The 14,658-nt window shown below is 65.2% G+C and carries 11 protein-coding genes; 2 read left to right on the top strand and 9 right to left on the bottom strand.

What is annotated here, in order from left to right; genetic code table 11:
• Window positions 1–162: 162 nt before the first annotated feature.
• Both HB860_RS08155 and HB860_RS08160 read right to left on the bottom strand, forming a co-directional pair.
• Window positions 163–798, bottom strand: a complete 636-nt coding sequence (locus HB860_RS08155; protein ID WP_247626305.1) for a YitT family protein — start codon at window positions 796–798, stop codon at window positions 163–165.
• A gap of 630 nt (window positions 799–1,428) precedes the next feature.
• Window positions 1,429–4,635: an alpha-amylase family glycosyl hydrolase gene (locus tag HB860_RS08160; RefSeq protein WP_247626306.1), complete on the bottom strand. Its 3,207-nt coding sequence runs from the start codon at window positions 4,633–4,635 to the stop codon at window positions 1,429–1,431.
• Between the two features lie 382 nt (window positions 4,636–5,017).
• Here HB860_RS08160 and HB860_RS08165 point away from each other — a divergent pair, with 382 nt between their 5' ends.
• Window positions 5,018–5,926: a DMT family transporter gene (locus HB860_RS08165; protein ID WP_247626307.1), complete on the top strand. Its 909-nt coding sequence runs from the start codon at window positions 5,018–5,020 to the stop codon at window positions 5,924–5,926.
• Between the two features lie 108 nt (window positions 5,927–6,034).
• On the top strand, window positions 6,035–7,399 hold the full coding sequence (gene xseA / locus HB860_RS08170) for an exodeoxyribonuclease VII large subunit (protein ID WP_247626308.1): 1,365 nt from the start codon (window positions 6,035–6,037) through the stop codon (window positions 7,397–7,399).
• 54 nt (window positions 7,400–7,453) lie between these two features.
• On the opposite strand, the gene hutW is transcribed toward xseA, so the two are convergent.
• From hutW to phhA, 7 genes are all read right to left on the bottom strand, one after another.
• Window positions 7,454–8,827 carry a heme anaerobic degradation radical SAM methyltransferase ChuW/HutW gene (gene hutW, locus HB860_RS08175; RefSeq protein ID WP_247626309.1) on the bottom strand — a complete coding sequence of 458 codons (1,374 nt, stop codon included), beginning with the start codon at window positions 8,825–8,827 and terminating at the stop codon, window positions 7,454–7,456.
• A 264-nt stretch (window positions 8,828–9,091) separates the two neighbouring features.
• On the bottom strand, window positions 9,092–9,580 hold the full coding sequence (locus tag HB860_RS08180; RefSeq protein ID WP_139437861.1) for an OmpA family protein: 489 nt from the start codon (window positions 9,578–9,580) through the stop codon (window positions 9,092–9,094).
• Window positions 9,581–9,614: 34 nt separating this feature from the next.
• The gene (locus HB860_RS08185) at window positions 9,615–10,862 is read right to left on the bottom strand and encodes a diguanylate cyclase domain-containing protein (RefSeq protein ID WP_247626310.1); all 1,248 of its coding nucleotides are present in this window, start codon (window positions 10,860–10,862) and stop codon (window positions 9,615–9,617) included.
• Window positions 10,859–11,407 (bottom strand): YfiR family protein, encoded by a 549-nt coding sequence (locus tag HB860_RS08190; protein ID WP_162852237.1) that lies wholly within the window; start codon window positions 11,405–11,407, stop codon window positions 10,859–10,861. The genes HB860_RS08185 and HB860_RS08190 overlap by 4 nt, the downstream gene beginning before the upstream one ends.
• Window positions 11,408–11,602: 195 nt before the next feature.
• Entirely contained in the window at window positions 11,603–13,150 is a 1,548-nt protein-coding gene (tyrR, locus tag HB860_RS08195) for a transcriptional regulator TyrR (RefSeq protein WP_005325319.1), read from the bottom strand.
• Between the two features lie 146 nt (window positions 13,151–13,296).
• Complete coding sequence (locus HB860_RS08200; protein WP_139437867.1) at window positions 13,297–13,635, bottom strand: 4a-hydroxytetrahydrobiopterin dehydratase; 339 nt, start codon at window positions 13,633–13,635, stop codon at window positions 13,297–13,299.
• Between the two features lie 40 nt (window positions 13,636–13,675).
• Complete coding sequence (gene phhA, locus HB860_RS08205) at window positions 13,676–14,470, bottom strand: phenylalanine 4-monooxygenase (protein WP_247626311.1); 795 nt, start codon at window positions 14,468–14,470, stop codon at window positions 13,676–13,678.
• Between the last annotated feature and the right edge of the window lie 188 nt (window positions 14,471–14,658).

The following is a 14,658-nucleotide window of genomic DNA, read 5'->3' on the forward strand; positions in this document are numbered from 1 at the left end:
TAACGCCGCCAACGGGGCAAAAAACCAATAAATTCAGGCGTAACCATGCCTTTTTTCGCGACAAGATGATCTTTTTTGCCGTTGGCAGCCAAATGCCCGCCAAGGGCCCGTCGGGTCACTTTTCAACTCTTCCCCTCCCCCGCGCGCCGCAGGGGACCCGACTCAGCCCCCCTGATAGCGACCGGGTTTGTGCCAGTTCATCAGCATGGCGTTCATGGCGAGCGCGCTCAAGGTAGACCAGAGCAGCAAAGAGAACGGCAGGGTGAGCAGGGAGAGGACAAATACCAGCACATCCAGTACCATCTGGCTCTTGCCCGCATTGATGCCGGTGCGCCTTTGCAGCCAGAGCGTCACCACGCCTATGCCTCCCACCGAGGCGTTGTGGCGGGCCAGGGACAAGACCCCCATGCCGAGGAAGGTGCCCCCCACCAGGGCCGAGAACAGGGGGTGGACATAGCTCACCGTCAACAGCAGCGGCACCGCCTGGGTGGCGGCCGAGAGGGCGACGTTGACGATCAGCGTCTTGACCATGAAGGCCCGTCCCATGGTGACATAGCCAAACACCAGGAAGGGCAGGTTGGCCAGGAAGAAGAGCACCCCTATGGGCAGGCTGCTGACATGGGCGAGCAGCAGGGCTATGCCCGCGATGCCGCCGGTGATCATGCCGGCGCACTTGAGCAGATTGAGACCGACGGCGATAAACATGACGCCGAGCACCATGCCGTAGACATCGTCCTTGAGGGTGTGGGCCAGCCCCTTGTCCACAGAGAGTGGCTGCATGGTCATTTCACCTTCCATATGACTCCTTAACACGAATTGATTGTGGCGTCCCTTGCCCGAAAACCAGGCCGTTCCGGCACGGATGGCGGCGGTGCATTCAGCCTGCTGGCACCCGCCCCCGACCTTGCGGCCCCCTGCCCCTGACATCGCCATCATGGGCATGACAAGTCACAGCAAAAAGAGCGCCAATCAAAACAAGAGTCCGAGATACCATCAAAAATCAAATTTAAATTCCGCATTACCATCAAAAAACAGATGGATCATACCAATCCGGGGATAACCTCCCGTGCCGGATCAGCATGTTTACCCAGTCACCCCGAAAACATGTCGCGGTCATCCCTGATTAACTCGCTTTTTCGGTTTATCATGCCGATAAAATGCCACTTTGCAGCATGAAAGATGCCCATAAGGAGGGCGCCATGGGGGCGATACGGCGTGTTTCTGCGGGATTGGGCTCAAGGGCAAACAACAAGGGGTTGCACCATATAGGGGCAAACGCACCAAAGACGTGCAATTTGGGGCCCTGCGTTTGCCTCCCCCGGCGCGATCCGGGCGGGGTGCGCCTGCTCTACCTCCCCCGCTTCACGCCTCGGCGCCATAAAAAAGTCGGCCCCAGGGCCGACTCGCTGCACGCCGTGACAGGCTTCCCTATTTGAGGTATTTGCCGTCAGCCCCCACCTTGCCCGGGCCGTTCAGCACCCAGACTCGCGCCGAATAGGCGGGCACCTGGAAGCTCAGGCTGCCGTTGCTGACGCTCTGGCTCGCGCCGGTCACCGCGTCCCTGTAGGTGCCGTTCTTCAGGCCGCTCAGGCTTATCTGCTGGGCCGAGTTGGCCGCGAGGCCCACGGCGGCGTAGCTGCCTTGAGCGCTCAGGTCACGCACGAAGCTGATACCGCTCCCCCACTCGTTCACCTGGCTCATGGGCGCCTTCTGCAGGGCGGGCACCGCCTTGCGGATCTGGTTCAGGCGCTTGATGTGCTGATAGAGCGGATGGCTCGGGGTGGCCGGGTTGTCCAGCACCTCCCCATAGTAGGCGCGACCGGTCTGATCCACCGTCATGGTGGCGCCGTCGATGTCCTGGGGCTTGCCCGCCTGGAACATCACCTCCTCCCCGTAGTAGAGGGTCGGGATACCCCGCGCGGTCCAGAGCAGGTTGTAGGTCATAGCCGCATTGCCCTCTTCCCCGCCGTAGCGGTACTTGAAGTCATTGTCCGGCCCCACGTCGTGGTTCTGGAAGAAGGTGATGAGCTTGGTGGCATCCCCATAGACCCAGTCCATGGCAAAGATCCCCCCCACCCCGCCAAAGCTCCCCTTGGTGACGTTGTCACGGAAGGTGGAGAAGAGGGAGAAGTCCAGCACCGAGAGACCTGAATCGCCCCCTGCGCGGGGATCCGCCGGGTTGGCCGTGGTGCGGGTATACCACCAGGGGCGGATCACCGCGGAGGCGTTGTCGTTGGCCAGCTCAGAGCCCCAGCCGGTGCCCTTGACCAGGTTCTCGCCAAACACGAACAGCCCCGGCTTGTGGGCCTGCCAGTCGTGGACATAGGTCAGCAGCTCGTCCCGCTCTATGTGCTTCAAGGTATCGATGCGGATGGCGTCCACCCCCATGTCGAGGTACTGGTGGATGGCGCCGTTGAGGTACTCCTTGACGTTCTGGTTGCCGGTGGCGAGATCGATGCAATCCCCCGCCATGTGCTTGCGCTGCAGGGCGAGCGGGCTCTCCCAGTCGCCGCCGGACATGAAACCGTCCAGGTGATACCAGGCGGGATCCAGGGTCTGGGCGTCGATGCCGAAGAAGCGGTTCGGGTTGTAGCCTGCGCTCGGCACCGTGGCGCCGGTCTTGGGGTCCACCAGGGGCTGGGTGCCCGCCGGATCGGACTGGCAGCGGGCCTTGTACCAGTCGGGGGCCGCCGGGTTGTCGTCGTCACAGCGGTTGGCGCTGGCGTAGTCCCCGAGGTTGCCCTGATAGGGGCCGTTGTTGATGAGCCCCTGGCTGGAGCCTGCCGGCACGTAGTACTTGACCGGCAGGCGATCGATCCAGGTTTTGCCGCGCAGGCCGTACTGGCTGGAGTGGTTGAGCACCACGTCCTGTATCACCTTGAGCCCCTTGGCGTGGGCGGCCTGGATGAACTCCCGGTAGCCCGCCCCCGGTGACTCCAGACGGGGATCGACCCGGTAGAAGTCGTAGGCGTGATAGCCGTGGTAGTCGAGGCCGGAGCGGTTCTCCACCGGCGGCGTCACCCAGATGGCGGTGAAGCCGAGATCCTTGATGTAGTCGAGCTTCTCGATGAGCCCCTTGAAGTCGCCACGCCAGTGGGGATCCCCCGCCTTGTAGCGGTCCCGGTTAAAGTAGTTGTTGCTCCCGTCCCCATCGTAGAAGCGGGCGGTCAGCAGGAAGTAGATGCTCTCGGCGCGAAAATCGCCGCTCGCCACCGGGGTCTCGCCAATCTGATAGCTGAAGCTCTGCAACCCTTGATTGCCACTGGCGTCGATGGCGAGGGTGCGGATCACCAGATCGGTGCCGCTCCCCTTGTCGCTGGCGAGAATGGCCTGACCGGCGTAGAGGGGGGACGCCGTGGTGGGGGTGCTGCCATCCGTGGTGAAATGGACGGCGGGGGCGCTGTCGTTATCGTCGCTCACTCCCAGGGTGATGGACTGGCTATCCACATAGCTCCCCGGGGCCGGTGTGGCGGTCACGGTGGGCGCCTGATTGTCGGCGCCGGCGAGCGGTGCCACCTCCAGCGTCCTGTCCTGGCTATCGAAGCAGATGTGGTAACGGGTGTTGGCGCTCACCTTGTAGTCCTGGGCCGGGTAGGCCTCGGTCCAGTCCCCCTTGCGGTCAATCTTGAAGCGGGGGTTGCTGCTGCCAAAGGCCTGCTCGGTACAGAAGGTCACTCCGTCCTCGCTAGTCATGGGGGTCAGGCCCCAGTTGTTGGGGGTGCCGCGGAAATACCAGCTGCCGCCGGTCTGGGGGGCGGCAACCACCAGGCTCACGCTGCTGCTGCTCTTGGCCCCCTGATCGTCGGTGACCGTCAGGCCATAGGTGAAGGTGCCCGCCTGGGCTGTGTTGACGCTGATGCTCTCCGTGGTCTCGCCGCTGCTCCAGAGATAGCTCGCTATCTGGCCGTCGGGATCCGTGGAGTCGCTGCCGCTCAAGGTCACGGCATCCCCCACAGCGACATTCAGGATGCCCCCCGGGGTGATGACGGCGATGGGGGGCTGGTTGTCGTCCCCAAGCGCCGTGATGCTGTAGGCCTGGGTCTGGTCGTTGACCTGGAAGCGCACATTGCCGGTGCCGCTCCAGAGGATGTCGCCGCCGCTGCGCTCCAGCACGCCGTCGCCGTTGCTGTCGCCGAAGTTGACGGCCCAGTCCCCCGCCTGATCGAACTTGAGCCGCTGGCTCGCCTTGCCATCCATGTAGGCGTCGGCCTGCCACAGGTGATCCGCCACCAGCGTCATGGGCAGGCTGGCCCAGCCATTGAAGGTGCCGCGCACCTTGAGCTGCGGCAGCGTGCTGGCAAACCCCGCCCCCTCGCAACTCGCCACCGCCGTGGTGGTGATGGCCTGGGTGCCGGCATGGATGCGGATCTGATAGGAGGTATTGGCCGTGACCGCGTAGTCGGCGCTCGGGTAGCTCTGCTGCCAGTTGCCGTAGCGGTCGATTTTAAAGCGCGGGCCGCCGCTGGCATCCCCGCTCTGGAAGAGCTGGCAGGTATCAAAATTGACGCCGTCCGTCGACGTCATGGCGGTCGCCGCCCATCCATTCGCGGTGCCCCGGAAGAACCACTCCGCCGCCGTGCTCGGCGCCGTGATCAGGGTTCCCAACAATCCGGCCGCGAGTATCCATCTAGCCATTGATAGTCCTTTATTTTCATTGTTTTGTGTGTGACGCCTGTGTGCCCAGGCATTCCCCCATCCGCTACAATCCCGCCTTCGGATGAGCCCGACCAGTCTAGAGTCCCGAGTGACCGACTCATGGCCAGCACGCGCAAAATGTGACCGGCGTCGACCTCGCCATTGGCTGTATGTGATTGATAGCGCTTTCATTTCTTTGCATGGGACTGAAGGGGAAGTCCTCACGTGGGGATAGAGCCACGGCGCTCGTGGCTGTCACATCGGGGAAGATGATCAGCCCCTTGCCTCCTGCACTGGGCCGTTGCCATTGGGGGCGCTTGCCGCCATGATGCAAGGCCCCTTGCCATCTCGGGTAGCAGGGCACTTCATTCAGGGAGAGAAGATGAGAACATCGGATTACGTGCGGCTGCTGGTGCTGGCGGCCATCTGGGGCGCCAGCTTCCTGTTCATGCGCATCGCGGCGCCCGCCTTCGGCTCGGTCAACACCACCTTCCTGCGGGTCTTCTTCGCCCTGGTCGGGCTCGCCGCCATGCTGTTGCTGCTGCGCACCCCCATGCAGTTTCAGGGCAAGCTCAAGTCCGCCATGGTGCTCGGCATCATCAACTCGGGCGTGCCCTTCCTGATGTACGCCATCGCTGCGCTCTGGCTGCCCGCCGGTTATTCCGCCATCCTCAACGCCACCACGCCCCTGATGGGGGCCCTCATCGGCTTCTCCTTCTTCCACGAGACGCTGACCTTGCGCAAGTGGGCCGGGGTCATGCTGGGGCTGATGGGCATAGCCCTCATCACCACCACGGGGGAGGTCGACCTGAGCGGTCAGCTGGCCATCGGGGTGCTGGCCTGCCTCATCGCCACCGCCTGCTATGGCTGCGCCGGCTTCCTCACCCGGCGCTGGATCAGCGAGCGGGGGGGCCTGGACGCCAAGCTGGTAGCCTTTGGCAGCCAGCTCGGTGCCTGCCTCTTCCTGCTCCCCTTCTTCGGCTACACCCTGGCGACCGGCCCCGCCGTCGACTGGGCCCAGCCTGGGGTCTGGGCCAGCGTGCTGGCGGTCGGCTTCATCTGCACCGCCCTCGCCTATCTCATCTACTTCAGGCTGATCGCCGATATCGGGCCCCTGCGATCTCTCACGGTCACCTTCCTGATCCCGCCCTTTGGCATACTGTGGGGCTATCTGGTGCTCGGCGAGACCCTCACCGGTGGCTTCGTGGCGGGCGGCGCCATCGTCTGTCTCGCGGTCTGGCTGGTGGTGAGCCCGAGCAAGAGCGCCAAACCGGCCAAGGCACAAGCCTAGGCTGAGCGTCATCTGCCGGGCCTCATGGCTCGGCAGATGGACGCAACTGGGGTAAGATGACCCCCATCGTTTCTCCCCGCCCCGGCGGACACAGCAGCAGGGCCAGCCTTGAACCACCTCGACGAATCCAGCCAGAGCAGGCAACAGCAGATCTTCACCGTCACCCGCCTCAACAGTGCCGTGCGCATGATACTGGAGCAGGATCTGGGGCTGGTGTGGCTGACCGGCGAGCTCTCCAACCTGGCGATGCCAAGCTCGGGCCACTGGTACTTCTCGCTCAAGGACATGTCGGCCCAGGTGCGCTGCGCCATGTTCAAGGGCAACAACCGCCGGGTGCCGTTCCGGCCGCAAGATGGCATGCAGGTGCTGGTGCAGGCGCGGGTCTCCCTCTATGAGCCCCGCGGCGACTACCAGCTCATCATCGAATCCATGCAGCCCGCCGGGGACGGCATGCTGGCCCTGCGCTTCGAGGAGCTCAAGCGCCGCCTCGGCGCCGAGGGGCTGTTCGACGAGGGGCGCAAGCGTCCGCTACCCCGCGAGCCGCGCGCCGTGGGGCTGATCACCTCGGCCACCGGCGCCGCCCTGCACGACATGCTGACGGTGCTGGGGCGCCGCGCCCCGGATCTCCCGGTCTTCATCTACCCGACCCAGGTGCAGGGCAGCGCCGCCATCGGCCAGATCGTCTCCGCCATTGCCCTGGCCAACCGCCGCGCCGAGGTGGATGTGCTCATCGTCGGGCGCGGCGGCGGATCGCTCGAAGATCTCTGGTGCTTCAACGAGGAGGCGGTGGCCCGCGCCATTGCCCACTCCGCCATCCCGGTGGTGAGCGCCGTGGGCCACGAGGTGGACGTCACCATCAGCGACTTTGCCGCCGATCTGCGCGCCCCCACCCCCTCCGCCGCCGCCGAGCTGGTGGCACCGGACAGGAGCGCCCGCGCCCAGCGTCTGGTGCACCTCAAGCAGCGCCTGGTGCAGGCCATCTCCCGGCGACAGACCGCTGCCCGCCACGGCTTCGTGCTGCTGCAAAAACGGCTCGACCATCAGGATCCCAAACGCCGGCTGGAGCAGCAGTCCCAGCGTCTGGACGAGCTCTCCGGCCGCCTGCAGCAACTGCTCAATCTGCGCCTGCATCAGGGGGAGCGGCGCCTCGCGAACCTCGAACTGCGGCTGCAGGCCAGGAGCCCGGAAAAACTGCTGGCCGCCGGCAAGCGTCGCCACCAGCTGGCACAAGAGCGGCTCCATACCCTGATGAACAAGCGCCAGGATCTCGCCGCCCACCGCCTCGCCATGCTGAGTGCGCGCCTCGACGGGATAAGCCCGCTGGCCACCCTGGGGCGGGGTTACTCCATCACCCGCACCCCCAGTGGCGAGGTCATCAGCCGCGCCGCCCAGGTGAGCCCGGGCCAGCAACTGGTCACCACGCTCGCAGAGGGAGCGCTGCGGGTGCGGGTGGAGGACGTGAACAACCAATAACGAAAGGGGGCCGTCAAGCGGCCCCCTTTCCTTTCTCGTCTTGCTCCCTGCCCGCTACCCCCGCGAGTGATGCCGGGCCCCGCCCGGATGAGCGGCGGGGGTTGCCGCCTCCCCTCCCAGGGGATGTGACTGCAGATATTCAAACAAGCCCGCCTGCAGATTGACGTTCCAGAAGCGCCCCGCCAGGGTCAGCGCCAGTGTCTCCCCGGTCAGCTCGGCCAGGCCATGCTGTTGCCAGCGTTCAAAGAGCGGCAGCAGATGGGCCCGCAAGGGAGACGGCAAGCGCCCGAGGGCGAGCCAGCCGGTATCGAGACCACCGCGCAGCAGGCCGTCGATGGACGCGCTGGGGTTGGGCCTCATCACCATGCCGGGGGCACGCTGACCGGCCGCCAGCGCCTCGTGCCAGGCCCCTAGATCCCGGCCATACATGAGGCCGTGGCCATGAATGCTGCCCCCCGCCCCCGCACCGAAGGGGAGGATCTCGGCGCCGCGCTTGGCCATCTGGTTGTAGCGGCTCTGCTCGGCCTCGCTTCGCCGCCAGTGGCTGCAGGAGAGCCGCTGCCACCCCCCCTGCTCCAGGGTGCGGGCGCCATAGGCATACATGGCCGCCCGCTGCTGGCCATCGGCACACCAGCCGAGCCGGCCCTTCTCCTGCGCCCGCTCCAGATTGGTGCCCTGCATGGGGATGAGCTGGTAGAGATCCACCCCGTGCACGCCGCTGGCCATCACGTCCGCGATGTCCTGGCGCCACAGGGCGTCATCCTGCCCCGGCAGGCCGAAGATAAGATCGGCAACAATTACCGCCTCGTCATCCCGGGTCAGCTCCCCCAGCCGGGCGAGCAGTGTCTCCCTGTCGTCGAAACGGGCCGCCTGCTGGCGCACTGCTGTGTTGAAGCTCTGCACCCCGAATGAGAAGCGGTTGAAGCCCCCCGCCAGGGCCGTCTGCCACTTCTCGTCATCGAAGCCGTTGAGCCGCCCCTCCAGGGTCAGCTCCGCATCCGGGGTGAGGGGGAAGGCGCGAATGGCGCTGGCCAGCCGCCCCAGATCCGCCGCCGCCATGTCGGTCGGGGTGCCGCCCCCCACGTAGACGGCCGAGAAGGGCTCGCTCTGTGCGAACGGCGTCTTAGCCGCCCGGCTCAGCTGGTCGCACAGGGCCGCCATATAGTGGCTCATGCGCGCCGGGTTGGCGCCGTTTTCGAAGAAGTTGCAGAAGCTGCAGCGCTTGCGGCAGAAGGGAACATGGATATAGAGCGCCCGCTCCTGGGCCTCGATCGGCCGCTGCCACCAGGCTTGCCAGCCGGCGTCGCCCAGCATCAGGGGGGCTGCGCCGCCCCGGCTGGCATGGGCCGAGGTCTTGGCGCCAAAGGCGAATTTCAGGGGATCCGGGGTGGCGAGCCCCGTCATGGTCGGGGTGAATTGTGGCGTCATCACTGGCAGGTTACCGTCTGGAAATAATACAAATGATAACGAATATCAGTTAACCTCCGTGTTGTGCTGGATCAAGTCAGGGACATTGAGAGGGCGTCATCTTATCCCTCTGCTTGGACGCGAGAGAGCATACAAAGCGGGATCATGCAGGAGGCGTGGCAGGAAGAGAGCCACTCTCCGGCGGGAGAGTGGTGGCACACACGCGGTCAGGCCAGAGAAGGGATCCCGGCGGCAGGATCAGGGCGCTGACGCTGGCTGGGCAGATCAGCCGTTGTCTATGATGATGGCGACCCGGCGGTTCTCCGCCCGCCCGGCGGCGGTGCCGTTATCGGCGATGGGCGCCTCTTCACCGCGTCCACGGATGTCCAGGTTGGCTGCGGGCATGCCCACAGACGCCAGCACCTCGGCCACGGACTGGGCCCGTTTCAACGAGAGCTGCTGGTTGTAGGCCGCCTCGCCGTTGGAGTCGGTGTGACCGTCTACCCGGGCCCGGTTCAGCCCCACCTCAATCAGGGCCCTGCCCAAGGCTTCCACCACCTGGCGGGTGCCGGGATTGAGGGCCCCCACGTTGTTGGCAAAGAGCACCTTGTTGGAGATATCCAGGGTCCAGCCCTCGTCGGTCAGGTGAAACCCCTGCTCCTTGAGTGCGGCGATCTGCGCCTCGGTGAGACCCTGGGGGGCGCTCTGACAAGCCGCCAGCCCACCGAGCAAGAGTGCGAACAGGCCTGCTCTCATCAGGTTGAAAAACGTCATCATTCTTGTCCTTTCATTATTTTCAATATCAATTTCAAGTGGTTGTCTTATGGTCTCCGGATCCTTCCCTGCGTTGTCGTTTGGATTCATACATGGCGCCGTCGGCGGCCTGCAACAGGGCATCCGCCGTCTCCCCCTGCTCGGGGTAGAGGGCGGAACCGACGCTGATGCCGACCCCCAGATGACGACCATCGCTCAAGACCACCGGGGTGCTCATCGCCTGCTGGATCCGCATCACGACCTCCTGCACCTCACTCCCCTGATGCACCGGGGAGAGCAGGACCACAAACTCGTCCCCCCCGAGGCGACACACCAGGTCCATGGGCCTGAGCTGATGCTGCACCCGCCGCGCCAGCGCGATGAGCACCTCGTCACCAATGGCATGGCCCAGGTTGTCATTGATCTGCTTGAAGCGATCACAGTCCAGATAGAGCAGGGCGAACCGCTCCTGCCGGGTGCGCCCGGCCTGGATGGCCTGCCCCAGCCGCGCCTCGAACAGCGCCCGGTTGGGCAGTCCGGTGAGGGGATCATGGGTCGCCTGGTGCAGCAGGGTGGCGTTCTCCCGCTTCTGGTGGGCCTGCCAGGCCTCCAGCTCGTCGAGCAGTGAATTGAAGTCCTCACCCAGCTCGTGCAGCTCGGCGATATTGGCCGCCGGCACCCGCTGCTTGAGGGCGCGCTGGCGGCTGACGTTGTAGGCGACCTCGGCCAGGGCCTTGAGGGGCGCCGTGATGGAACGCTGCATCCGGCGCGCCACATAGAGCGCCCCCAGGATACTGAGCAGCAGGCACACCAGGGTCGCCATCAGGGTCTGCAACAGGAAGCGCAGCAGGTGCTGGCCGTGACCGACCAGGTGGACCTGGGCTATCTCCCTGCTCTCACGCACTATGGGCTGCTCCACAGGTCCCGGCAGGATCAGCTGGGCCAGATGCTGCTCCAGACTGGTCCAGGGGGTCGTGATGTCCCGGCGCCAGCTCGCCAGCACCTGACCGCCGGGCAGCAGAATGCTGGCGCTGGCCACGTCCTCCCGGGAGGTGATGGCCTCGAGGGCATCCTTGGCCGCATCCTTGTCATCGAACACCACGGCCGCTTCCGCGGTGTAGCTGATGGCCCGCGCCACCAGCTTGAGGTTGTGATCCGCATAGAGGCGCAGCGCCAGCAGCGCCGTGATGGTCAGGAAGAGGCCCGCCATGCAGACGGCGGTCAGGGAGATCATCATGTGGGTGCGCCCCAGGCTCTGGCGCAGGGTGAGCCGCGGGGCGACGGTGTGGATCCTGGCGCTCATCGTGCCTCCTCATCCGCTCTTGCGAGCTTCAGCACGGCCGGGTGCACCCGCACGCCGCTGCGGGCCAGCGCATCCAGGTTGACCCGAAAACGAACCCTCTCCTTGCGGGCCTGCAGGCAGAACACCGCATCGGCGATGCACTCGCTGCTCTGCTCGCTGATGCTGAGGATGGCGTATCCCCGCAGACGCTCGAACAGGGAGAGCCGCTGCTCGGGGGCCAGCACCCCCAGATAGATGACATCGCAGCGCTGGATCAGCGCCTCGTCGTCGACCTCGTAGCGATGCACATCGACCGGGCGGCCATTGGCCTGCTGGCTGATGGTGAGCAGCGACGCCGCATATTCCGTGGGCGCGGCCACGCAGAGCCGCAACCTGGCAGGCTCGCTGGGCCAGCGGGTGTAGCTCAGGATATCGAGCACTGTCTGGCGCACCAGCTCGCTGCGCACTTCCGCCGAGGTCGCCGGCGCCGCCTCGCAGGCCAGCACCCAGAGGCAGCACAAAGGCGTCAGCCACGCCAGGATCCGAAAAGAGGAGAATAACTGCATGATGCCCGCGCTTATGCCCACGTCGGTACCCGGGAGGTCCGACGCCCATGGAGGGAGTGCCAGAGAGGAATCGCACCGAGCTTATCAGCCGCCCAGCGGCTGCCTATCCGTCCTGGTCTTGGCTGCGTCACCGACCGACGCAGCGAGGGCAGCCCCACAGACCAGGACGGCGGCCCCGGGGGCACGCCTGCAGGCTTACTTCTTGCCAATCCCATATTCACGCAGCTTGTTGGCGATGGCGGTATGGGAGACCCCGAGCCGCTTGGCCAGTTGGCGAGTAGAGGGGAAGGCCGGGTAGAGCCGCTCCAGCAGCCGGCTCTCGAAGCGTTTCACCGCCTCGTCGAGCCCCCCTTCGAACCACTCGTCGATGAGGGGCATGGCATCCGCCGCCACCGGCAAGTCAACGTGCTCGGGGCCGAGTTCGTCCCCTTCCAGCAGGGTCATGGCCCGGTAGAGGCAGTTGCGCAGCTGGCGCACGTTGCCGGGCCAGCGGTAGGCGGTCAGGTACTCGGCCATGTTGCGGGTAAAGCGCGGGCGCGGGCGCTGCAACTCGCTCGCGAAGCGGGAGACGAACTGCTGGGCCAGCGCCATGATGTCCGCCTTGCGCTCGCGCAGGGGGGGCAGCGCCAGACTCAGCACATTGAGGCGGTAGTAGAGATCTTCCCGGAACTTGCCTTCGTGCACCAGATCCAGCAACTGCTTCTGGGTGGTGCAGATGAAGCGCACGTTGACCCTCACCTCCTGCTCGTCCCCGACCCGGCGAAAGACCCCGTCCTGCAGCACCCGCAGGAACTTGGTCTGCAGATGGGGGGACATGTCGCCTATCTCGTCCAGCATCAGGGTGCCGCCGCTCGCCAGCTCCAGCACCCCGCGCTTGCCCTCGGTGTTGTTGCCAAAGGCGCCGGGGGCATAACCAAACAGCTCGCTCTCGGCCACGTTGTCCGGCATGGCGGCGCAGTTCAGCGCCATGAAGGGGTGGCTGGATCTCAGGCTGGCGCCGTGACAGGCGCGGGCCAGCAGCTCCTTGCCGGTGCCGGTCTCCCCCACGATGAGCAGGGGGGCATCCTGCATCGCGAGTTTCGCGGCCTGGGCCAGCACCTCCTTCATCTTCTGGCTCTCGGCCTGCAGGTGCTCGAAGCCCCCCACCTCCACCGCGTGGAGCGCGCTGAAGTGCATGCCGACCCGACGGGCGGATTTGAGCACCACCACGGCGCCGGCCAGGGCCTGCTTGCCCTTCTCTTCTGCCACGAACAGCGGCATCAGATCCCCGAGGTACTCCTCGCCGCCGAGGCTGAGTTTGCAGGTCTGGGGCTTGATCTCGCTCGCCTCCAGCCAGCGGGCGAAGGAAAACCCCTTGACCAGGGATGCGAGCGCCACCCCGCGCACCTCTTCCGGCGGCAGCGCCAGCGTGGTGAGGGCGGCCTGGTTGGCCTGGGTCACCCGTCCCTTGCTGTCGAGGGAGAAGACCAGATCCGGCAGCGCCTTGAGCAGGGCCTCTATCTCGTGATGCTCTCGCTCGGAGGGCATATAGGGGATGGTCTTGACGTCATAGACGCCGGGAATGCGGCGGATCTCCGGCATCAAGTGCTGGAAATCGCGAAACTCCAGCTCGGGGAAATTGAGATAGATGATGCCTGAGGTATCGATTTCGATGCCGCGCAGATCGATGTTGTGCTCCACCAGTCGGTCGAGCAGTTCCCGGGTCAGGCCCAGACGGTCTTCACAGCTGACTTCAAGACGCATTCGGCACACACTTCCTAGCTAACATTCTGAATAGCCGGATGATACAGACTCGATCCCGCCAGTGCGAGCGCTCCCCCATAAAAATGCGGGCCTGCCCCGTTTTCACCGGGCAGGCCCTCTCAATGGGGATGCAGAGGCGCGGGATCTCAGCTCAGCAGCTCGTCGGTGCGTGCCGCCATGATAAAGTCGTTGCGATGCAGGCCGCCTATCTTGTGGGTCCACCAGCTCACTGTCACCTTGCCCCACTCGGTCAGGATCGCCGGGTGGTGGAACTCGGCCTCCGCCAGCTCCCCTAGCCGGTTGGTGAAGGCCAGCGCCTCCTTGAAGTTGCGAAAGGCAAATTCACGCCTCAGTTGCAGCTCGCCGTTCACCACCAGGGGCTGCCAGTCGGGGATGGCGTGCATCAGCTCGCTCAGCTCCTGCTCGGTCACCCTGGGGGCATCGGCGCGGCACGCTTCGCACCGCTGGTTTGCCAGTTCAGACATTCGGGACTCCTTTCATCGATACAATGGGTTGAAAACGGGTTCAGCTCGCCTGCCGACCAGGGGCCGGGGCAAAGCGGGGCGAACGCAGGCCGAGGCGACGGGCCTCGGCCACCGCCGCCATGATCTCCTGCGGCCCCAGGCGGTAGAGACAATCCAGGCTTGGCAGCACGAAATAGACGGGCTGCATGATGTCGATGCGATAAGGGGTGCGCAGCACCTCCAGCAGATCGAAGGGTTGCAGCACCGGCTGCCCGGAAAGGGCATAGGCGGTCTCGCCGATGGAGGAGAGGATGCCGCCACCGTAGATGCGCAGCCCCTCCCCCTCCTGCAGGAGACCAAACTCCACGGTGAACCAGTAGAGCCGCGCCAGATAGACCCGATCCTCCTTGCTGGCGTTCAGCCCGAGCTGGCCATAGAGGTGGGTGAAGTGGGCAAAGGCGGGGTTGGTCAGCATGGCGCAGTGGCCGAAGATCTCGTGGAAGATGTCGGGCTCCTGCAGGTAGTCGAGCTCGTCCCGGCGGCGGATGAAGGTGGCCACCGGAAACTGGCGATCAGCGAGCAGGGCAAAGAAGCGATCAAAGGAGATGAGGGCGGGCACGGCGGCCACCGACCAGCCGGTGGTGGGGGTCAGGGCGGCGTTTATCTCCCCCAGTTGCGGGATGCGATCCCGGGGCAGTGCCAGCCTATCCAGCCCCGCCCTGTATGCGTCGCAGGCCTTGCCCTCGAGCGCCGCGAGCTGGCGCGCGATCAGGATCTGCCAGGTCCCCTGCTCTTCCTCCGAGTAGTGGATGACGCCCTGTACGTCCGGTTGGTGTGCTGTGTAGCGGCTTGCCATGATCCCTGCCATCTCCTGCCCCTAGGGGGCCCCTTGTCGTTGCTCTTCAGGATCACTGTAACGGCTTGCCCAGCAAAAAAGCAGCCGACCCCGAGGTCGGCTGCCTGCCACAGATGTAAATAATTTGTGACATCCAGATCTGCTTTCCCGGGGCGCTGTGGTGGTGCAAACGACCCGCACGGGGAGAG

This window comes from Aeromonas genomosp. paramedia (assembly GCF_023093515.1).
Classification (GTDB): domain Bacteria; phylum Pseudomonadota; class Gammaproteobacteria; order Enterobacterales; family Aeromonadaceae; genus Aeromonas.

What these genes read in the sequence shown, in the direction of transcription:
- HB860_RS08155 (WP_247626305.1), bottom strand. Translation starts at nt 798, where the DNA reads ATGGAAGGTGAAATGACCATGCAGCCACTCTCTGTGGACAAGGGGCTG.
- HB860_RS08160 (WP_247626306.1), bottom strand. Translation starts at nt 4,635, where the DNA reads ATGGCTAGATGGATACTCGCGGCCGGATTGTTGGGAACCCTGATCACG.
- HB860_RS08165 (WP_247626307.1), top strand. Translation starts at nt 5,018, where the DNA reads ATGAGAACATCGGATTACGTGCGGCTGCTGGTGCTGGCGGCCATCTGG.
- hutW (WP_247626309.1), bottom strand. Translation starts at nt 8,827, where the DNA reads ATGACGCCACAATTCACCCCGACCATGACGGGGCTCGCCACCCCGGAT.
- HB860_RS08180 (WP_139437861.1), bottom strand. Translation starts at nt 9,580, where the DNA reads ATGACGTTTTTCAACCTGATGAGAGCAGGCCTGTTCGCACTCTTGCTC.
- HB860_RS08185 (WP_247626310.1), bottom strand. Translation starts at nt 10,862, where the DNA reads ATGAGCGCCAGGATCCACACCGTCGCCCCGCGGCTCACCCTGCGCCAG.
- HB860_RS08190 (WP_162852237.1), bottom strand. Translation starts at nt 11,407, where the DNA reads ATGCAGTTATTCTCCTCTTTTCGGATCCTGGCGTGGCTGACGCCTTTG.
- tyrR (WP_005325319.1), bottom strand. Translation starts at nt 13,150, where the DNA reads ATGCGTCTTGAAGTCAGCTGTGAAGACCGTCTGGGCCTGACCCGGGAA.
- HB860_RS08200 (WP_139437867.1), bottom strand. Translation starts at nt 13,635, where the DNA reads ATGTCTGAACTGGCAAACCAGCGGTGCGAAGCGTGCCGCGCCGATGCC.
- phhA (WP_247626311.1), bottom strand. Translation starts at nt 14,470, where the DNA reads ATGGCAAGCCGCTACACAGCACACCAACCGGACGTACAGGGCGTCATC.